The sequence below is a fragment of the Mesorhizobium sp. M7A.F.Ca.CA.002.04.1.1 genome, assembly GCF_004022805.1.
Lineage (GTDB): Bacteria > Pseudomonadota > Alphaproteobacteria > Rhizobiales > Rhizobiaceae > Mesorhizobium > Mesorhizobium ciceri.
The window spans coordinates 1-19,458 of record NZ_RZPL01000017.1 but is presented as its reverse complement, the minus strand read 5'-3'; the positions used below and the strand labels follow the sequence as shown (position 1 = coordinate 19,458).

Sequence of the window (19,458 nt, the reverse complement as noted above, 5' to 3'; positions counted from 1 at the left end):
GCCGAGTACCGCGCCTATTCCGGCCCGGTCGGCGGCAACACGCTGACCGTCGCCTTCAGCCTTTCCGAGACGGAGGAGCTGGAGAGGATCGTGCTGATGAGCTTTGGCTGGGGAACCCTGATCATCACCGGGCTGGCGGTCGCCGGCGGCGCCCTGCTCGCCTCGCGCGTCCAGCGCCGTCTCGACGGCATCGCCGCCACCATGGCGGATGTCTCGCATGGACGGCTGGACACCCGCATTCCGCTGACCGGCAAGGGCGACGACATCGACATCGTCTCCAGCCAGGTCAATGCCGCGCTCGACCGCCTGTCGGCGCTGGTCGAAGGCATGAAACAGGTCAGCGCCAACATCGCCCACGATCTGAAGACGCCGCTCAACCGGTTGCAGATGATCCTCGACACCGCGTCGGAAAAGAACCTGTCGGGCCGGAAAATCGCCGCTGAACTGGCGGAGGCGCATGCCGAGAGCCTGCAGATCAACGAGACCTTCGATGCCCTGCTGCGCATCGCGCAGATCGAGGCCGGCGCCCGCCGGGCGCGGTTCACCGATGTCGATCTGGGCGAGGTGCTGCAAACCATCGCCGAGATCTATGCCGATGTTGCCGAGGACGACGGAAAGTCGCTGTCGTTGGCGCAACCACAGGAAACGACGGACCGGATCCATGGCGATCGCGAGCTGCTGACGCAGATGTTCGCCAATCTGGTCGAGAACGCGTTGCGCCATTGTCCATCGGGCACGACGATAAAGCTGTCGGTGGCGCGCCAGGACGAACGCGTCGTTGCGGGCGTCGCCGACAACGGTCCCGGCATTCCGGCGGCAGAGCGCGAGAAAGTGTTCCAGCGGCTCTACCGGCTGGACCACAGCCGCTCGACATCAGGCAGCGGCCTCGGGCTCAGCCTTGTCCGGGCCATCGCCGATCTGCACGGCGCATCGATCACGCTCGAGGATTGCCGACCGGGACTTGCGGTGGTGGTGCGTTTTCCGCTGGCTACGGATTAGCCGGCGAAACGGCTGGTGCTGTTCAAGCCCAGCTTGGGTTGAGAGGTCCCCTCACCTATCTATCCGCGTCGACAGGATGATCGACGACAGCGTCCGCTCGACTCCATCCATGGCGCCGATCTGATCGAGCAGCATGTCGAGGTCGCGGATTGATGGCGCATCGACGATGACGATCATGTCGAAATTGCCGCTGACCGAATGCAGCGTCCTGACCGTCGCCAAACCGCGCAGGCCGCGCACCACCTTGTCGGCAAGCTTGGGCGTCACGGTGAGCAGCACATGCGCCCGCACCAGCCCCTGCTCATAATCCGGCGCCAGCCGCACGCCGTAGCCTGATATGATGCCGCGCTGCTCCAGCCGTTCGATCCGGCTCTGCACGGTTGTCCGCGAGACGCCAAGCCGCCGCGCCAGCTCGGCGGTCGAGGCGCGCGCATTCTCGCGCAGCAGCGAAAGCAGGGTCTGTTCGGCATCGCTGAGCATTTCGACGATTCTTCTCGGCGGACTGACCAATCAATGGGTTCGTTTCGTACAGAACCACGCTTCCTTTCGACGGGCAAGCTGCGAATCTGTGCTCACAACCAGTGAGGGATTTGTCATGAAGAAAATTGTCGTTGTCGGCGCCGGCAAGATCGGCTCGACCATTGCCGAGATGCTCGCCGCCACGGGAGATTATCAGGTCACGCTCGTCGACCGCTCGGCAGCACAGCTCGCAGCGGCCGAAGTCCCGGCCACGGTTGCGACGCTGGAGCTCGACATCGAAGCGTCCGGCACGCTTGAAGCCGCACTCGCCGGCAAATTCGCGGTGCTCAGCGCCGCTCCCTTCCATCTGACCACCCGCATCGCCGAGGCGGCGGCCAGTGCCGGCGTGCACTATCTCGACCTGACCGAGGACGTCGTCTCGACCCGCCGCGTCAAGGAATTGGCGCGTTCGGGCAGAAGCGCCTTCATTCCGCAATGCGGCCTGGCGCCGGGCTTCATCTCGATCGTCGCCAACGATCTCGCCAGCCGGTTCGATTCGCTGGAAAGCGTGCGCATGCGCGTCGGCGCCCTGCCGCAATACCCGTCCAACGCGCTGAACTACAATCTCACCTGGAGCACCGACGGCGTCATCAACGAATATTGCGAGCCCTGCGAGGCGATCGTCGAAGGCGAGCTGGTCGAGGTGCCGCCGCTGGAAGAGCGCGAGGAGTTCTCGCTCGACGGCGTCACCTACGAGGCATTCAACACCTCCGGCGGCCTCGGCACACTGGCCGAGACGCTGAAGGGCAAGGTGCGCACGCTCAACTACCGCACCATTCGCTACCCCGGCCACGCCGCGATCATGAAGGCGCTGCTCAACGACCTCGGCCTGCGCCATCGCCGCGACGTGCTGAAGGACATTTTTGAAAGCGCCCTGCCGGCGACATTGCAGGACGTCGTCATCGTCTTCGTCACCGTCTCCGGCCGCAAGAACGGCCGCCTGCTGCAGGAGACCTACGCCAACAAGGTCTATTCCCAGCGTATCGGCCAGGTGGTGCGCAGCGCCATCCAGATCACCACGGCGTCCGGCATCTGCGCCGTGCTCGACATGCTGGCCGACGGCAGCCTGCCGGCGACCGGCTTCATCAAGCAGGAAGACATCGCGCTGGACGCGTTTCTAGCCAACCGTTTTGGCCGCGCCTATGCCCAGCACGAAATGGTGAGTCGGCTGGCGGGGTGAAGCGGCGTGTCTCTCTTGTGGAGAGGCGGGCGGGACAGTGCCCCCCCTCTGCCCTGCCGGGCATCTCCCCCTCTAGGGGGGAGATCGGCTGTCATCTTAGATTTCGCCAATTTTTGAAAGTTTTGGAAGAGGCAGGTTGCCCGAAACTGCCAATCTCCCCCCTTGAGGGGAGATGTCCGGCAGAACAGAGGGGGGCGCTGTCCCGCCGGCATCACCGCTTTTGCGCCATCGCGAATTAAATATGCAGCGCGTGTCCCAGCGCCTTCAGCGCTGCTTCCTGGAATCCCTCGCCCTGCGTCGGATGCGCGTGGATGGTGCCGGCGATGTCCTCCAGCCGCGCGCCCATCTCCAGCGCCAGCCCGAACGCCGCCGCCAGTTCCGACACACCCTGCCCGACCGCCTGGATGCCGAGCACCAGATGGTTGTCGGCGCGGGCCAAGACGCGGACAAAGCCGTCCTCGCCCAGCTTCGTCATCGCCCGGCCGTTGGCCGCGAACGGGAACATGCCGATCTTGATCTCGCCGCCGAGCGCCTTGGCTTCTTCCGGCGAAAGACCAGCGGTCACCAGTTCGGGATCGGTGAAGCAAACGGCGGGTATCGAACGCTTGTCCCAGCTGCGCTTGTGGCCGGCAACGATCTCGGCGACCATCTCGCCCTGCGCCATCGCCCGGTGCGCCAGCATCGGCTCGCCGGTGACGTCGCCAATGGCGAAGATGCCGCGCATCGAGGTGCGGCACTGGTCGTCGATGCGGATGAATTTGCCGGCCATGTCGAGGTCGATCTGCTCGAGCCCCCAGCCTTCGGTCACCGGCTTGCGCCCGACCGTGACCAGGATTTTTTCGGCGGCGACCTTGGCGCTCTTGCCGTCCGAGGTCTCGACCAGCAACGCGTCACCCTTGGTTGAAAGCCCCTTGGCCTTGGCGCCCAGCATCACCTCGACGCCGAGCGCGGTGAGCCGCTTGACCACCGGCCGGGTCAGCTCGGCATCATACTGCGCCAGCACGCGCGGCAAGGCCTCGATCACGGTCACCTCAGCGCCCATCTTGGCAAATGCCATGCCCAGTTCCAGCCCAATATAGCCGCCACCGACGACCGCGAGATTTTTCGGCACGTCGCTGAGTGCCAGTGCCTCGGTTGACGAAATCACCCGACCGCCAAACGGCAGGAACGGCAGCTCCACCGGCGCCGAGCCGGAGGCGATGACGATCGTTTCGGCCCGGATCACCTGCACGCCCGTCTCGGTCTCGACCGCGACCGTCTTGCCGTCGCGAAAGCTCGCCCAGCCATGCACGGTTTTCACGCCTGCCTTCTTGAGCAGGCCGGCGACGCCACTGTTGAGCCGGCTGACGATGCCGTCCTTCCAGGCGACGGTCCGGGCAAGATCGAGCGTCGGCGCGGTGACCGAAATGCCGAGCGGGCTCTTGCCGCCCGCCATGTGCGACACCTTCTCGAACTCCTCCGCCGCATGGATCAGCGCCTTGGACGGGATGCAGCCGACATTGAGGCAGGTGCCGCCCGGCTTGCCGGCCTCGACGATCACCGTATCGACGCCGAGCTGTCCGGCCCGGATGGCGCAGACATAGCCGCCCGGCCCGGCGCCGATGACGAGCAGCTTGCAGGAGATTTCTTTCATGATGGCACGCTCTTTCTGGTGGCGAAGGCCCCCTCATCCGGCCGCTTCGCGGCCACCTTCTCCCCGGTGGGGAGAAGAGGCGAGCACAGACGCCGGCGACCTCCTCTCCCCTCGGGGAGAGGTCGGATTGCCCCGAATTGCCCTTCGCAATTCGGTTTTGGCAATCCGGGTGAGGGAGCCCTTGCGACCGTTCTCATCCCCTCAATCCACGAAAATCAGCGCCGGCGTTTCCAGCAGCGTCTTGATCCGCTGGATGAACACCGCCGCATCCCACCCATCGATCACCCGATGGTCGAAGCTCGACGACAGGTTCATCATCTTGCGCGGCATGAACTGGGTGCCGTCCCACACCGGCCGCACCATCATCTTGTTGACGCCGACGATCGCCACTTCCGGATGGTTGATGACCGGCGTCGTCGCCACGCCGCCCATGGCGCCGAGCGAGGTGATGGTGATGGTCGAGCCGGACAGCTCGTCGCGTGTTGCCGTGCCGGACTTGGCCGCCTCGGCCAGCCTGATGACCTCGGCGCCGCAATCCCAGATGTCGCGCGCCTCGGCGTGCTTGACCACCGGAACCACCAGCCCCGACGGCGTCTGTGCGGCGATGCCGATATGGATGCCGCCATGCTGATGGACGATGCCGGCCTCGTCGTCGAACAGGGAATTGAGATTGGGCTGGTCCGCGATCGCCTTGACCATCGCCCGCATCAGGAACGGCAGCAGCGTCAGTTTCGGCCGCTCCACGCCAGGACGCTTCTCCTTGTTGAGCGCCGCGCGCAATTCCTCCAGTGCGGTGACGTCGATCTCCTCGACATAGGTGATGTGCGGAATGCGCGATTTGGACAGCGACATCTTCTCGGCGATCTTGCGCCGCAAGCCGACCACCTTGATATCCTGCACAGCGTCGTTGCGGGCGAGGCCGGATGCCTTTGCGACCTGCGGCCCGCGGGCCAGGAACGCTTCGATGTCCTCATGGCCGATGCGACCGGCCGGACCGGATCCGGCAACCTGCCTGAGATCGATGCCGGCTTCTTTTGCCCGCAGACGAACGGCCGGCGACGCCAGCGGTCTTTCGCCTTGAAGCCGCGGCGCGCCGGAGACGGAAGGCTGCGCCGTGCTTTTCTGTGAGGCTGCCGGTTTCGCCTTGGGCTCGTCGCTCTTTGGGGATGTCTTCACGACCGGCGCAGCAGCCTCGGGCTTCGGCGTCGGAAGTTTTGCCGGAGGCTCAGCGGACACCGCTTCCGCTTCGGCGCCTTGCGGCTTGGCGTTGCCCTCGCCCGCCACCTTCAGCCGCACGATGGGCGAGCCGATGGCCACCGTGTCGCCGATCTCGGCGCCCAGCCACAGGATCTCGCCATCAACCGGCGAGGGGATTTCAACCGTCGCCTTGTCGGTCATGACTGCGGCGAGCACAGTGTCCTCGCGGACGATATCGCCGACCTTGACGTGCCATTCGACCAGCTCGGCCTCGGCGACGCCTTCGCCGACATCGGGCAGCTTGATGATGTGTTCGCCCATCTCAGGCTCCCATGGTTTCAAGCAAGGCACGGCCAACGCGGGCGGGACCGGGAAAATAATCCCACTCCTGCGCATGCGGATAGGGCGTGTCCCAGCCGGCAACGCGAGCAACCGGCGCTTCGAGGTGATAGAAACAGTTTTCCTGCACCAGCGCCGACAGCTCGGCGCCGAAGCCCGAGGTCAGCGTCGCCTCATGCACGATGACGCAGCGCCCGGTCTTTTTCACCGAGGCGACGATCGTATCGAGATCAAGCGGCAGCAGGGTCCTGAGGTCGATGATCTCGGCATCGATGCCGGTTTCTTCGACAGCCGCCTGCGCGACATAGACCATGGTGCCGTAGGCGAGCACGGTGAGGGCCGAGCCTGCCCTGCGGATCGCCGCCTTGCCGAGCGGCACCGTGTAGTGGCCGTCGGCCACCTCGCCCAGCTCATGCTTCGACCAGGGCGTCACCGGCCGGTCGTGATGACCATCGAACGGACCGTTGTAGAGCCGCTTCGGCTCGAGGAAGATCACCGGATCCGGATCCTCGATCGCCGCGATCAAAAGCCCCTTGGCGTCGTGCGGGTTGGACGGCACCACCGTCTTCAGCCCCGACACATGGGTGAACAGCGCCTCAGGGCTCTGGCTGTGCGTCTGGCCGCCAAAAATGCCGCCGCCGGTCGGCATGCGCACCACGATCGGGCAGGTGAAATCGCCGTTGGAGCGGTAGCGCAGCCGTGCCGCTTCCTGGGTCAGCTGGTCGTAGGCCGGGTACATGTAGTCGGCAAACTGAATTTCCACGCACGGCTTCAAGCCATAGGCGGCCATGCCTATGGCCGAGCCGACAATGCCGGATTCGTTGATCGGCGCATCGAAGCAGCGGCTCTTGCCGTATTTGGCCTGCAAGCCCTGCGTGCAGCGGAAGACGCCGCCGAAGAAGCCGACGTCCTCGCCGAACACGACGACTTTCTCGTCGCGCCCCATCGACACATCCATGGCATCGCGAATGGCCTCGATCATGGTCCGTCTCGGCATGGCTCAGACTCCCGCCTGCTGGCGCTGGCGCCTGAGATGCGGCGGCATCTCGGCATAGAGCCCCTCGAACATGTCGCGCGTCGACGGCTTGCCGCCGGCATGCAGCGTGCCGTGGCTTTCCGCTTCCTTCTGCGCCGCGATAACCGTGTCGAGGATTTCCGCCTCGGCCTGCGCGTGCCGCTCGTCCGACCAGACGCCGAGCGCGATGAGATGGTTCTTCAGCCGCACGATCGGGTCGCCGAGCGGCCAGGCGTCGGATTCGGTCTTCGGCCGGTAGGCGGACGGGTCGTCCGAGCTCGAATGTGCGCCGGCACGGTAGGTGACATATTCGACCAGCGTCGGCCCGAGATTGCTGCGCGCCCGCTCCGCCGCCCATTTGGCGACCGCATGCACCGCGAGATAGTCGTTGCCGTCGACGCGCAGTGACGGGATGCCGAAGCCGAGGCCCCTCGCCGCGAACGTGCCCGAACCGCCGCGCGCGATGCCTTGAAAGGTCGAGATCGCCCACTGGTTGTTGACGACATTGAGCACGACCGGCGCCTTGTAGGTGGAGGCGAACACCAGCGCCGAATGGAAATCGGACTCGGCCGTCGAGCCGTCGCCGATCCACGCGGCTGCGATGCGTGAATCGTTCGATATCGCCGAGGCCATCGCCCAGCCGACCGCCTGGATGTACTGCGTCGCCAGATTGCCGGAGATCGAGAAGAAGCCGTGCTCCTTCGAAGAATACATGACCGGCAATTGCCGGCCCTTCAGCGGGTCGGCTTCGTTGGAATAGATCTGGTTCATCATCGTGACCATCGGGTAGCCATCGGCAATCAGCAGCCCTGCCTGGCGATAGGTCGGAAAGTTCATGTCGCCCGGCGCCAGTGCCTTGCGGAAGGCGCAAGCCACAGCCTCTTCGCCCAGATGCTGCATGTAGAACGAGGTCTTGCCCTGCCGCTGCGCCATCTGCATGCGCGCATCGAAGGTCCGCAGCGTCATCATGTGGCGCAGGCCGGTGAGAAGTTCGTCGCTGGACAGCAGGCTGGCCCACGGGCCGACGGCCTCGCCAGTGCGGTTCAGCACGCGGATGATCGAGAAGGCATGATCGCGGATGGTGCGCGGATCGACATCGATCTCCGGGCGCGGCACAGAGCCGGCCTTGGGGATCGGCACATTGGAAAAGTCAGGCGTTCCGCCCGGCCGCACTTCCGGCTCCGGAACGTGGAAACGCAACATCCCAGCATCGGCCATGACCTTTGTCCTCCAATGTTGCCCGGAACAGATATTTGCATATCTGCGCCGCCAGTGCGAATTCGTCGGGTAGCCTGCGGACGTCGGTCCCGGCCACGCCGGCCGATCCAGCCTCCCGCACCCAAGATGAAGATATGTCCGCGAAATTTCTTGTCGATGTTGGGCGGTGGCGCGCAATTAGAGGGAAGGTTGGGCGAGGTTTGCCGGCAGATAAGGTGATTGGTCGACGAACTCGCGCCTTTCCTCTCCCCCGTCGATCGGGGGAGAGGAAGGGAGCCAAGGCTGGCCAACTCGCGCCCTTCCTCTCCCCCGTCGATCGGGGGAGAGGTGTCGAGCGAAGCTCGACGGAGTGGGGGTCGACCGTTCGCCCAAGCTGGATGCCGCCCCCACATCATGCTAACCAACCCGCCATGGCACAGAAGAAAGCATATGAGGTCGATGGCTGGCTCGCGAAGCCGGACCAGCGGATCTCCATCGTCCTGCTTTACGGCCCCGATCGCGGCCTCGTCTCCGAGCGAGCAAAGGCCTTTGCCGGCAAGACCGGCCTGCCGCTCGACGATCCCTTCTCGGTGGTCAGGCTGGAGGGGTCGGAGGTCGACCGAGACGAGGGCCGGCTGCTCGACGAGGCCCGCACCGTGCCGATGTTTTCCGACCGGCGCCTGCTGTGGGTGCGCAATGCCAGCGGCCAGAAGGCATTGGCCGACGACGTCAAGGCGCTGACGGCCGAGCCCGCGCGCGATGCGATCATTCTCATCGAGGCCGGCGACCTCAAGAAAGGTGTCGGCCTGCGCGCCATCGTCGAGGCGGCCGACAACGCCATGGCCCTGCCTTGCTATGCCGATGAAGCCCGCGACATCGACACCGTCATCGACGGCGAACTGGGCAGGGCCGGCATGTCGATGACCATGGAAGCGAGACAGGCGCTGCGCCGCAATCTCGGCGGCGACCGGCTGGCCTCGCGCGGTGAGATCGAGAAGCTTGTGCTCTACGCCCATGGCCAGACCGAGATCGGCCTGGAGGAGGTCAAAGCGATGTCAGGTGATGTCTCCGGCGCGTCTTTCGACGACGCGGTCGACGCGCTTCTCGAAGGCAAGATCGGCGACTTCGACACCGCCTTCACCCGCCATTGCCAGTCCGGCGGCCAGCCCTTCCTGGTGCTGTCCTCGGCAATGCGGCAGTTGCAGCAGATCCAGATCATGCGCGGCCAGATGGAGTCCGGCAACCGCAACGCCGCCTCGGTCGTTGCCGCCGCCCGCCCGCCGGTGTTTTTCTCCAGGCGCAAGCTGGTGGAGAAAGCGCTGGAACGCTGGAGCACCGAAGCGCTCGGCCGCGCGTTGACTCGGCTGCAGACGGCGGTGCTGCAGACCAGGCGGCGGCCGGATCTTTCCGTCGCGCTGGCAAGACAGGCGCTGCTTGGCATTGCGGTGGAGAGCAGCAGGTTGGCGCAGCGGTAGGAGAGCGATCCTCCTCTTCTCGGCGCCGAGCGCTGCCTCCATCGGTCAATTCATTGTCATGGCGCCCACCTGCTGGAAGGTTGGCAGCGCCTGTGGAAAGACCAGCACCGCCGCGCCGTAAAGAAGCAGAGCGATACCCGACACCTTTGCGATCCCACCTCCGGACGGGAGGGTCTTTTCCGCAAAGATCAGCAAGGTGACCACGGCCATTGCGGCGACGTTCATGATCCCGAGAGGAAAGAGGGCGAGAAACAAAAGCCAGCAGCAGCCCAGGCAAAAAAGTCCATGCTCCAGGCCCATGCGAACCGCACCCCAATAACCATCGCGCCATGAGGTCAGGATGAAGCCAATCGGCGTGCGGCATTTGGCCAGACACAGATCTTTCAGTGGGGAGAGTTGATAGGCGCCCCCAATCATCAGCAGCGCGCCGCCGATACGCGCGGCCGTCGCAGCGGACAAACCCACATGCCCGGCAAGCATCTCCGCACCCGCCGCACCGGCAAAGGCGATAACGCCCATCACGCCCCAAACCAGCATATACCCGGCCACGAACACCCAGCTCGAGACAAAGGTCTCGCCCCGGCTCTGTTTGCCGGCCTGGACCTGGTGAAACGTCAGGATCATGGGCGCGGCCGTCGGAAACATCATGGCAATCATCATGATCATCCAGATGGCAAGAAACAGCGGCGCCTTCATACCCATGGTGAGTGCGTACATTTCCATGCGCATGTCCGCGTCCATGCCCATCTGCTGCCAGACAAGCAGGGTCCACGCCGCCGCAGCGATAGCGATCAGCAGCGCGAGAATGATGTATCGCTGCAACGTCGGGGCCATGGACGAGGTCGTTCCGTGCTACGCTGCCTACGGCTACTGCTGCCCAGACCAATTGATCGGGGCGTAATGTCCGTTTCGGCGGGAATTGTCCCAGCTCATGCCATGATCGCTGAATGTACTGCCTTCCGCCCCCATCGCCAGGGCGAGCCAATCGGGATTGACAGGATGGCCTGTGGCCGCCCACATCTGCCCGTCCTCGCGCATTGTCGGCAGCGGCTCGACCGCCATCTGCATGACGCCCGCAATCTCCGCCGACCGCTTCTTGCCGTCTATCCGGTAGCTTATCGGCACCTTCTTGGCGCCAAGATTCGTGCCAATCATGAGTGCCAGCACCGCCATAGGGCCGCCCGCAGCGCCGGTGAAGATGGCACCTAGCGCCTCTGTTTGCCTGTCATCGGCCCGTTCGTCGATATAGGCGGCGGCCGTCCAATTGCCGTTTGCCATAGGACCCGGCGTGTGAGCGACCATCGCGACACTGAGCCCATCCAATCGAACGTCGCCGTAGTTGCCCGTGTTGATATGAAAGACCAAACCGACGTCGCAAACACCTTTCGTCGGCTTCGATGTCAGCTGCGCGTTGGTGGACAGCAGACAAGGACATACGACATCGCAGCTACAATTTTCGAAGTAACTTCCGGACAATTGCCAACGGACTGCCATTTGCACCTCCCACTTGCGTCAGGCGCGTCGGCATATCGCATTGGCGGGGCGGTGCCATTTCACGATTGTTGTAGGAACGGCAAATAGCCCCCGCCTCGACTGACCGGCACGCTAGGGCACATAATTTAAGCCATATCTAATATAGGTTACGCCGTTGCCTGGCACTGTCAAGCCGCGAGCGGCAGGGCTGGCGGCAGGCGCTGCTTGGGATCGCGGTTGAGAGCGCGAGGCTGGGGAGCGAGCCTGATCTCCCCCTCGAGGGGGAGATGTCGCCGAAGGCGACAGAGGGGGCCGCCGCGCGTGGGGCGCTGACCTCTTCTTCGTTCCCGCAGGGGCCCGGCGCTTGATGTGGGGCGACCCCCTCTGGCCTGCCGGCCATCCCCCCTCAAGGAGGGAGATTCGCGGCGTCACCGATTTCGCCAATCACGAGCGCCCCAAAAGGAAAAGGCCGGCCAAACGGCCAGCCCCTTTCCACATGCGCAATCTCCGGTCTCAATATACTTCGCCGGCTAACTAACGCTCCTGCTTCAGCCTTCTGCACAGCTCATCAAGCTGCTCCAGCGACCGGTATGAAACCCGCAAAGTGCCGCCCTTGCCCTTGTGATCCACTGACACAATCATGCCGATCGTATCGGTCAACAGCTTTTCCAGCGCCAGCGTATCGGCGTCCTTTTGCTCCGGACTTGGCGCCGGCTTGGCTTCCTTGGTGCTGCTGGTGCCGGCCGGTATCTGGGCCAGCGCTTCGGCCTGGCGCACCGAAAGGCCCTCTTCGACGATACGCTTGGCAAGGCCGGCCGGATCTTCCGCCGTCACCAGCGTGCGGGCATGGCCCGCCGACAGCGCGCCGTCGACCAGCATGTCGCGGATCACATCCGGCAGCTTCAGGAGCCTGAGCGTGTTGGCGACATGGCTGCGGCTTTTGCCGATCACCTGGCCGAGATCGGCCTGGGTGTAGCCGTGCTCATCGATCAGCTGCTGATAGCCAAGCGCTTCCTCGACCGCATTGAGGTCGGTGCGCTGGACGTTTTCGATGATCGCCAGCTCGAGCGCGGTGCGGTCGTTGACCTCGCGGATGATGACCGGGATCTCGGACAGCCCGGCGCGCTGCGCCGCGCGCCAGCGCCGCTCGCCGGCGATGATCTCGTAACGGCCGGCCTGTGCCGGCGAAGGACGCGCCACCACCGGCTGGACGACGCCGTGTTCGCGGATCGACTGGGCAAGGTCGGTCAGCTCGGCGTCGCCGAAATGCCGCCGCGGATTCTTCGGATTGGGGGTCAGGAACTCGATCGGCACCTTGCCGTCGGCGCTCATGCCTGGTTTTTCAGGCGCAGCTGGGCGATCGATCTCGCCGATCAGCGCCGCCAGCCCACGCCCCAGTCTCTTTCTCGAAAGGTCTTCGCTCATCTTTATTCCAGGTTCCGGATCGTTTCGGTATCGAATCGGCTCTTTAAATTGCAGGGAGTCTAATCAAGCGGCGCGTAACTTGCGCTCGCGGCGGATCACTTCCGACGCCAGTTGCAGATAGGCCTGACTGCCCGAGCATTTCAGATCGTAAAGGATCGCCGGCTTGCCGTAGGACGGCGCCTCGGACACCCGCACATTGCGCGGGATGACGGTCTCGTAGACCTTGTCGCCCATATGCGCCCGCACATCCTGCACCACCTGGTTGGCGAGATTGTTGCGGCCGTCATACATGGTCAGCACGATGCCCTGGATGGTGAGATCCGGATTGATCGAGCGGCGCACCTGCTCGACCGTCTCCAGCAACTGGCTGAGACCTTCGAGCGCGAAGAACTCGCATTGCAGCGGCACAAGAACAGAATCGGCCGCAGCCATTGAATTCAAGGTCAAAAGGTTGAGCGATGGCGGGCAATCGATCAGCACATAGCCAAAGGGTGCGCCGCGCTCGGTCGCGGCGCGCAGCGCATTACGCAACTTGAGCACCCGGTCGGGCGCGGAGGCGATCTCCATTTCAATGCCGAGCAGGTCGAGCGTCGACGGCACGATCGACAGGCCGGGCACCGCCGTCGGGATGGCCGCGGCCTCCAGCTCCAACTCGCCGGTCAACACGTCATAGGAGGACACCGTCCGATCCTTGCGGTCGATGCCGAGGCCGGTGCTGGCATTTCCCTGCGGATCGAGATCGACGATCAGCACCTTTTCGCCGATCGCGGCCAGCGCGGTCGCCAGATTGATGGCGGTGGTTGTCTTGCCGACGCCGCCTTTCTGGTTGGCTACGGTGATGATTCGGGGGCCATTCTTCATCATGGGTTTATGCCAGAAATTCATTTTGGGCGCCAAATCGCCTGTCAGTGACGGATCAGACAGGTCGCAGGTTGGACAATTCCAGGATGACGCCGCCAGCGTCGGTCACACTGGGATGTTCTACCAGATCGAAGGACCATCGGTGAACGCTTTCTTGCACTTCGGTGCGGTAATCCCGGCCTTTGTGGAACAGGCCGCGCGCGCCTGAAATCAGCCAGGGCGCCGACAGGTCCAGCAACGTCGAAAGCGGAGCCAGCGCCCGCGCCGTGACGATCTGCGGCGTCGAAACAAGCGCATGACTGTCGTCGATGCGGCGCGCCACCACCCGCGCCGGCAGGCTGAACTGCCCAATGACGGTCTGCAGGAAGGATGCTTTTTTGCGATTGCTTTCAACCAGATCGATGCTGGCGCCGTCGCGCTCGGCCAGCAGGAAAGCCATGACAAGGCCCGGAAATCCGCCGCCTGAGCCGATATCCACCCAGCGTGTGGCTTGGGGCTCTATGCGCGCGAGCTGCGCGCTGTCCAATATATGACGCTGCCAGACGTCGCCCGAGGTCGATTGCGCCACCAGATTGATGCTGCGATTCCACTTCTGGAACATCTGCTCGAACGCCACCAGCCGATCGAATGTTTCACGTGAAACCGGGCCTGCCGTGTCCTGCAGGCTCGCTAGGGTCATAGAACTCACGCAACATCCTTTTGCAGGCGCTGGGCGCTCTCCGCGTGACGGACATGCGCGACAATGATCGCCAGCGCCGCCGGCGTCATGCCTTCCATGCGCTGGGCATCGGCGATGGAGCGCGGCCGCCGCGCCTGCATCTTCTGCTTCAACTCGTTCGACAGACCCGGCACTCCGGCGAAATCGACCGTCTCGGGGATCAGCCGGCTCTCTTCATGCCGGATCTGCGCCACATCCGTCTTCTGGCGATCGAGATAGACTGAATATTTCGCCTCTGTTTCGAGGCGCTCCGCCGTCTTGCCGTCGATCGCCGCGAATCGCGAATCGATACGACCCAGCCAGGCCACGTCGACGTCGGGATAGGACAGCAATTCATAACCGGACCGGCGCACGCCGTCCCGGTTGATTTCCAGCCCATGACGCGCCGCCTCGTTGGGCGTCATTGTGAGCAACTTCGCCAGCTCCCGCGCTTCATCAAGATTCTGCATGACATCCCCGTAGCGTCGCATTCGCTGCGCCGAGGCGATGCCAAGCTTCGCAGCCACGGGCGTCAGCCGCTCATCGGCATTGTCGGCGCGTAGCGACAGCCGGAACTCGGCCCGCGACGTGAACATCCGGTAGGGCTCCGCAATGCCCCGGCTGGTCAAATCATCGACCATGACGCCGATATAGGCCTCGGTGCGGCTGAGCACGATCTGCTCGCTGCCCGCCGCCCGCCGCGCCGCATTGAGGCCGGCAAGCAAGCCTTGCCCGGCCGCTTCTTCATAGCCGGTCGTGCCGTTGATTTGCCCGGCGAGGAACAGGCCACTGACGCGCTTCGTCTCCAGCGTCTGATGCAGCTCGCGCGGATCGACATGATCATATTCGATGGCATAGCCGGGCTGCAGCATGACGGCTCGCTCCAGCCCCGGAATGGTTTTCAAGATGTCGAGCTGCACATCCTCGGGCAGCGAGGTCGAAATGCCATTGGGATAGACGGTGTCGTCGTCCAGGCCTTCCGGCTCCAGAAAAATCTGGTGCCCGTCCCTGTCCCCGAACTTGACGATCTTGTCCTCGATCGACGGGCAATAGCGCGGCCCAACGCCTTCGATCGATCCGGAATACATGGCCGAGCGACCGAGATTGGCGCGTATCAACTCATGCGTCGCGGTCGTCGTCCGCGTAATGCCGCAATCGATCTGCGGCGTGGTGATACGGTCGGTCATCAGCGAGAACGGCACCGGATCCGCATCCGCCGCCTGGCTTTCCAGCGACGCCCAGTCGATGGTCCGGCCATCGAGCCGCGGCGGCGTCCCGGTCTTCAGCCGTCCAAGCTTGAAGCCGGCGCGGTCCATCGTTGCCGACAGGCCGAGGCTCGCCTGCTCGTTCATGCGGCCGGCGACGATCTTCTTCTCGCCGATATGGATAAGCCCGCGCAGAAAAGTTCCGGTCGTCAGGACGACCGCGCCACAGACCAGGCGCCGGCCGTCGGCTAGGAGAACCGCCGTGATCTGCCCGTCGGCGATCTCGAAGTCCAGAACCTCGCCTTCGACCACGTCGAGATCGTTCTGCTGCCGAATCGCTTCCTGCATGGCAAGGCGATAGAGCTTTCTGTCGGCCTGCGTACGCGGGCCGCGCACCGCAGGGCCTTTGCGGCGGTTGAGCAGGCGGAACTGTATGCCGGCCGCATCCGCCACGCGGCCCATGAGGCCGTCCATGGCATCGATCTCGCGCACCAGGTGGCCCTTGCCCAGCCCGCCGATCGCGGGGTTTCACGACATGACGCCGATCGTGTCGAAACGCAGCGTCACCAGCGCCGTCCTGGCGCCGGCGCGCGCGGCAGCGCTGGCCGCCTCGCAACCCGCGTGGCCGCCGCCCACCACAACCACATCATAGCGATTGGTCATTTCCAAACGTCCTGGACTCAGAAGAATGAGGGACACATGTCCCTGCGGAGCGACGCTGTCAAGAAAACTCCGCGACAAGTTTCACGTGAAACAGCCGCGCCGCTAGTCAGCCCAGTGTTTCACGTGAGTCATCGGGCCGCCTGACACGTTTCACGTGAGTCATGCAGGCGGCGCAGCGCGGTGGTGGCCCAGATGAAGCCTACCCGCCTTCGGGGTTCGTCGAAAATCACGAAGCCATGCAGCAAAGCAACATACGATCTAAAGGGAGCTCACGCCGCAGCGACCCTGTTTCACGTGAGTCATTTCCCGATGCAGAACTGCGAGAAGATCACGTCCAGCATGTCCTCGACGTCGATGGCGCCGACGATTCGGCCGAGGCGATCGGCGGCGAGCCGCAACTCCTCCGCGCGCAACTCCTGCTCGTTCATCCGGCCGTCAGTGGCGCGATGCAGATGGCGGTTGGTCTCGCCAAGCAATTCGACGTGGCGAAGGCGCGACGGCAGGACATCGCCGACGCTGCCGGCTGACTCCGACGCGCGCCGGCCAATCTCCGCCAGCAATTCCTCCACGCCGGTCCCCTCCTCCACCGAGATGACAAGATCATAGTCGGCGGTCGCGTCGGGCACTGCACGGCCGTCGATCAGATCAAGCTTGGTGCCGACAAGCAGGGTGGGCGCCACGGTCGGCAGCTCACCGACATCCCTTGGTTTCGCCATGTCGTGAAGCAACAGCAAGAGATCGGCGCCATGCGCCTTGGCCCTCGCCTTCTCGATGCCGATCGCCTCGACCTTCCCCGGCGCATCGCGCAACCCGGCCGTATCCGTAAGCCGGACACGCAGCCCCTGAAGATCAAGTGTCACTTCAAGCAGGTCGCGGGTCGTGCCTGGTTCATCCGTTACTATAGCGGCATCGCGCCGCGCCAGGGCGTTGAACAGACTCGACTTACCGGCGTTGGGGGCACCGAGGATGACGACCTCAAAGCCGTCGCGAATGATCTCGGCGGCGCGAAATCCGGCGATGTGCCGGTCGATCTCGTCGATCATCGTTCTGACATCAGACCAGACCGCATCCGAAACGGAACCAGGGACGTCTTCCTCGTCGGCGAAATCGATCTCGGCCTCGATCATGGCGCGGGCATGGATCAGCCTGCGGCGCCAGCCGAGATAGAGTTCGCTCTGTACGCCGTCGGCATTCTGCACCGCGAAGCGCCGCTGCGCCTCCGTCTCGGCATTGACGAGATCCGCCAGCGCCTCGGTCTCGACCAGGTCTACCTTGCCGTTCAGAAAGGCGCGACGCGTGAATTCGCCCGGTTCCGCGTGCCTGACGCCGTCAAACCCGGTCATCGTCTCCAGCATTTTTGCCACAACGGCACGGCCGCCATGAACGTGGAATTCCGCGACGTCCTCGCCGGTGAAACTGGCCGGACCGGGAAAGAACACGACCAGCCCGGTGTCGAGCACGGCTCCATCGGGTGCCCGCATCTTGCGCAGAGCCGCCGCGCGGTCCTTAACCATAGCCCCAGCAATCGTTTCGACGACGAATCGAGTCTGTGGGCCGGAAATTCGGATGACGGCGACGCCGGCAGGCAGCCGGCCGCTCGACAGCGCTACGATGGAATCGCCTGAAATCATTTGCCCGCTCTACTGAACCGCCCTAGCTTCACGCCTATCAGCCAATCGCACCCGAGTTTGCCCAGTGACGCTGCCCGCGCAAAACCTGCTTGCCGAAGAAGCCAGCCCCTATCTGCAGCAGCACAGCGGCAATCCCGTCCACTGGCGGGCCTGGTCGCCGGCTTCGCTCGAAGAGGCGAAAGCGCTGGATAGGCCGATCCTGCTCTCGGTCGGCTATGCCGCCTGCCATTGGTGCCATGTCATGGCGCATGAAAGCTTCGAAAACGATGGCATCGCCGCCGTCATGAACCGTCTGTTCGTCAATATCAAGGTCGACCGCGAGGAGCGCCCGGACATCGACCAGATCTATATGGCGGCGCTGTCCTCGATGGGCGAGCAGGGCGGCTGGCCGCTGACCATGTTCCTGACCCCGGACGGCAAGCCGTTCTGGGGCGGCACCTATTTTCCGCGCGAGCCGCGCTACGGCCGCCCCGGCTTCATCCAGGTGATGGAGGCGGTGGACAAGGCGTGGCGGGAGAAGCGGGCGAGCCTCAACCAGAGCGCCGACGGCCTGACGACGCATGTCGAGGCGAGGCTCGCCGGTTCGCATGCCAGAACCGTGCTCGACCGCGCCACGCTGGCGGAATTGGCCAAGGGCATCGACGGCATGATCGACCGTGATCTCGGCGGATTGCGCGGCGCGCCTAAATTTCCCAACGCGCCGTTCATGCAAACGCTGTGGCTGTCCTGGCTGCGTGATGGCAATGCCGCCCATCGCGACGACGTCCTCAACAGCCTCGAACAGATGCTGCGCGGCGGCATCTACGACCACATCGGCGGCGGGCTCAGCCGCTACTCGACCGATGCCGAGTGGCTGGTGCCGCATTTCGAAAAGATGCTCTACGACAATGCCCAGCTCCTCCGCTTCTGCAACTGGGCCTATGCCGCAAGCGGCAATGAATTGTTCCGGGTGCGAATCGAAGAGACGATCGGCTGGCTGCTGCGCGAAATGCGCGTCGACGGCGGTGCCTTTGCCGCCAGTCTCGATGCCGACAGCGACGGCGAGGAAGGTCTGTTCTACACCTGGAGCCGCGACGAGATCGAAGCCGCCCTTGGCGACGATTCCGCATTGTTTTTCAAGCACTTCACGCTCTCCAGCCCGCATGGCTGGGAAGGCGAGCCGGTCGTCCACCAAACCTGGTCCCAGCAATCGCAATATGTGATCCACCGCGAAGAGATCAGCGCGCTCAAGGCGAAACTCCTTGCTGTCCGGGAAGAGCGGGTCAGGCCCGGCCTTGACGCAAAGACCCTCATCGACTGGAACGGCCAGATGATCGCGGCGCTTGCCGAGGCCGGCCGGGCGCTGGCGCGGCCTGACTGGATCGATGCGGCGGCAAAGGCCTTTGCCCATATCAGCGCTGCCAGCCGCGACGGCCGCCTGCCGCATTCGATGCTCGGTGCCAGAAAACTGTTCCCTGCTTTGTCCAGCGACTATGCCGCCATGGCCAACGCAGCGATCTCGCTGTTCGAGGCCACTGGAAATTGGAGCTATGTCGACCAGGCCGGCCAGTTTGTCGAGCAGCTCGAGCATTGGCACGCCGACGCCGAGAAGACAGGTTACTACCTGACTGCTTCCGACAGCACCGACGTGCCGATCCGCATCCGCGGCGATGTCGACGAAGCCATTCCGTCCGCCACCGGCCAGATCATCGAGGCGCTGGTCAGGCTCGCCTCCGTCACCGGCAATCTCGAGCTGCAGGAGAGAGCCTGGCACGTCGCCGAGCATGCCGCCGGCCGCGCGGCGCAGCAGGCCTATGGCCAGGCCGGCATCGTCAATGCCTGCGCGCTGGCGATCGAGCCGCTCAAGCTGGTGTTGGTGGATGAGTTCACAGATCCAAAGCTCGTTCCGGTTGCGAATCGAAACCCGGACCCGCGCCGCATCGACATCGTCGTGCCGATCGGTACGGCAG

The 19,458-nt window shown here is 64.3% G+C and carries 15 protein-coding genes and 1 pseudogene; 4 read left to right on the top strand and 12 right to left on the bottom strand.

Features of this window, described 5'->3' with window-relative positions; genetic code table 11:
- On the top strand, positions 1-999 hold a 999-nt coding region (locus ENZ75_RS01985; protein WP_164887711.1), incomplete at its 5' end, for a HAMP domain-containing sensor histidine kinase.
- Positions 1,000-1,050: 51 nt separating this feature from the next.
- Here the strand turns inward: ENZ75_RS01985 and ENZ75_RS01980 are convergent.
- Complete coding sequence (locus tag ENZ75_RS01980) at positions 1,051-1,479, bottom strand: Lrp/AsnC family transcriptional regulator (protein ID WP_013528746.1); 429 nt, start codon at positions 1,477-1,479, stop codon at positions 1,051-1,053.
- 115 nt (positions 1,480-1,594) lie between these two features.
- On the opposite strand from ENZ75_RS01980, the gene ENZ75_RS01975 reads away from it, so the two are divergent.
- A complete protein-coding gene (locus ENZ75_RS01975) occupies positions 1,595-2,698 on the top strand; it encodes a saccharopine dehydrogenase family protein (protein ID WP_024504078.1) in 1,104 nt (367 codons plus the stop codon).
- Between the two features lie 235 nt (positions 2,699-2,933).
- Here the strand turns inward: ENZ75_RS01975 and lpdA are convergent, their stop codons facing one another.
- From lpdA to ENZ75_RS01955, 4 genes are all read right to left on the bottom strand, one after another.
- Complete coding sequence (gene lpdA / locus ENZ75_RS01970; RefSeq protein WP_063169593.1) at positions 2,934-4,331, bottom strand: dihydrolipoyl dehydrogenase; 1,398 nt, start codon at positions 4,329-4,331, stop codon at positions 2,934-2,936.
- A 201-nt stretch (positions 4,332-4,532) separates the two neighbouring features.
- Complete coding sequence (locus ENZ75_RS01965) at positions 4,533-5,849, bottom strand: dihydrolipoamide acetyltransferase family protein (protein ID WP_063169594.1); 1,317 nt, start codon at positions 5,847-5,849, stop codon at positions 4,533-4,535.
- Position 5,850: 1 nt separating this feature from the next.
- On the bottom strand, positions 5,851-6,864 hold the full coding sequence (locus ENZ75_RS01960) for an alpha-ketoacid dehydrogenase subunit beta (RefSeq protein WP_013528742.1): 1,014 nt from the start codon (positions 6,862-6,864) through the stop codon (positions 5,851-5,853).
- A 3-nt stretch (positions 6,865-6,867) separates the two neighbouring features.
- Positions 6,868-8,100 (bottom strand): 3-methyl-2-oxobutanoate dehydrogenase (2-methylpropanoyl-transferring) subunit alpha, encoded by a 1,233-nt coding sequence (locus tag ENZ75_RS01955; RefSeq protein WP_063169595.1) that lies wholly within the window; start codon positions 8,098-8,100, stop codon positions 6,868-6,870.
- A 410-nt stretch (positions 8,101-8,510) separates the two neighbouring features.
- Between ENZ75_RS01955 and holA the strand changes: the two genes are divergently transcribed.
- Positions 8,511-9,554: a DNA polymerase III subunit delta gene (gene holA / locus ENZ75_RS01950; RefSeq protein WP_013528740.1), complete on the top strand. Its 1,044-nt coding sequence runs from the start codon at positions 8,511-8,513 to the stop codon at positions 9,552-9,554.
- A gap of 45 nt (positions 9,555-9,599) precedes the next feature.
- Here holA and ENZ75_RS01945 read toward each other — a convergent pair whose 3' ends face one another.
- The 7 genes and pseudogenes from ENZ75_RS01945 to mnmE form a co-directional block, all read right to left on the bottom strand.
- On the bottom strand, positions 9,600-10,388 hold the full coding sequence (locus ENZ75_RS01945; protein WP_013528739.1) for a DUF2182 domain-containing protein: 789 nt from the start codon (positions 10,386-10,388) through the stop codon (positions 9,600-9,602).
- 33 nt (positions 10,389-10,421) lie between these two features.
- Positions 10,422-11,048 carry a DUF1326 domain-containing protein gene (locus ENZ75_RS01940; RefSeq protein WP_063169596.1) on the bottom strand — a complete coding sequence of 209 codons (627 nt, stop codon included), beginning with the start codon at positions 11,046-11,048 and terminating at the stop codon, positions 10,422-10,424.
- A gap of 513 nt (positions 11,049-11,561) precedes the next feature.
- Positions 11,562-12,452 (bottom strand): ParB/RepB/Spo0J family partition protein, encoded by an 891-nt coding sequence (locus tag ENZ75_RS01935; protein ID WP_013528737.1) that lies wholly within the window; start codon positions 12,450-12,452, stop codon positions 11,562-11,564.
- Between the two features lie 63 nt (positions 12,453-12,515).
- Entirely contained in the window at positions 12,516-13,316 is an 801-nt protein-coding gene (locus ENZ75_RS01930) for a ParA family protein (RefSeq protein ID WP_013528736.1), read from the bottom strand.
- A gap of 52 nt (positions 13,317-13,368) precedes the next feature.
- A complete protein-coding gene (gene rsmG, locus ENZ75_RS01925; protein ID WP_063169597.1) occupies positions 13,369-14,001 on the bottom strand; it encodes a 16S rRNA (guanine(527)-N(7))-methyltransferase RsmG in 633 nt (210 codons plus the stop codon).
- Positions 13,998-15,878, bottom strand: a pseudogene (mnmG, locus tag ENZ75_RS01920) (tRNA uridine-5-carboxymethylaminomethyl(34) synthesis enzyme MnmG). Before mnmG ends, rsmG begins: the two are co-directional and overlap by 4 nt.
- 299 nt (positions 15,879-16,177) lie before the next feature.
- Complete coding sequence (gene mnmE / locus ENZ75_RS01915) at positions 16,178-17,509, bottom strand: tRNA uridine-5-carboxymethylaminomethyl(34) synthesis GTPase MnmE (RefSeq protein WP_127224152.1); 1,332 nt, start codon at positions 17,507-17,509, stop codon at positions 16,178-16,180.
- Between the two features lie 64 nt (positions 17,510-17,573).
- Here mnmE and ENZ75_RS01910 point away from each other — a divergent pair.
- Positions 17,574-19,458: thioredoxin domain-containing protein (locus ENZ75_RS01910; protein ID WP_164887710.1), on the top strand; the 1,885-nt coding region annotated here is incomplete at its 3' end.

Bases quoted from the DNA above. Each gene is read 5' to 3' on its own strand.
- ENZ75_RS01980 (WP_013528746.1), bottom strand. From the start codon at position 1,479: ATGCTCAGCGATGCCGAACAGACCCTGCTTTCGCTGCTGCGCGAGAAT.
- ENZ75_RS01975 (WP_024504078.1), top strand. From the start codon at position 1,595: ATGAAGAAAATTGTCGTTGTCGGCGCCGGCAAGATCGGCTCGACCATT.
- lpdA (WP_063169593.1), bottom strand. From the start codon at position 4,331: ATGAAAGAAATCTCCTGCAAGCTGCTCGTCATCGGCGCCGGGCCGGGC.
- ENZ75_RS01965 (WP_063169594.1), bottom strand. From the start codon at position 5,849: ATGGGCGAACACATCATCAAGCTGCCCGATGTCGGCGAAGGCGTCGCC.
- ENZ75_RS01960 (WP_013528742.1), bottom strand. From the start codon at position 6,864: ATGCCGAGACGGACCATGATCGAGGCCATTCGCGATGCCATGGATGTG.
- ENZ75_RS01955 (WP_063169595.1), bottom strand. From the start codon at position 8,100: ATGGCCGATGCTGGGATGTTGCGTTTCCACGTTCCGGAGCCGGAAGTG.
- holA (WP_013528740.1), top strand. From the start codon at position 8,511: ATGGCACAGAAGAAAGCATATGAGGTCGATGGCTGGCTCGCGAAGCCG.
- ENZ75_RS01945 (WP_013528739.1), bottom strand. From the start codon at position 10,388: ATGGCCCCGACGTTGCAGCGATACATCATTCTCGCGCTGCTGATCGCT.
- ENZ75_RS01940 (WP_063169596.1), bottom strand. From the start codon at position 11,048: ATGGCAGTCCGTTGGCAATTGTCCGGAAGTTACTTCGAAAATTGTAGC.
- ENZ75_RS01935 (WP_013528737.1), bottom strand. From the start codon at position 12,452: ATGAGCGAAGACCTTTCGAGAAAGAGACTGGGGCGTGGGCTGGCGGCG.
- ENZ75_RS01930 (WP_013528736.1), bottom strand. From the start codon at position 13,316: ATGATGAAGAATGGCCCCCGAATCATCACCGTAGCCAACCAGAAAGGC.
- mnmE (WP_127224152.1), bottom strand. From the start codon at position 17,509: ATGATTTCAGGCGATTCCATCGTAGCGCTGTCGAGCGGCCGGCTGCCT.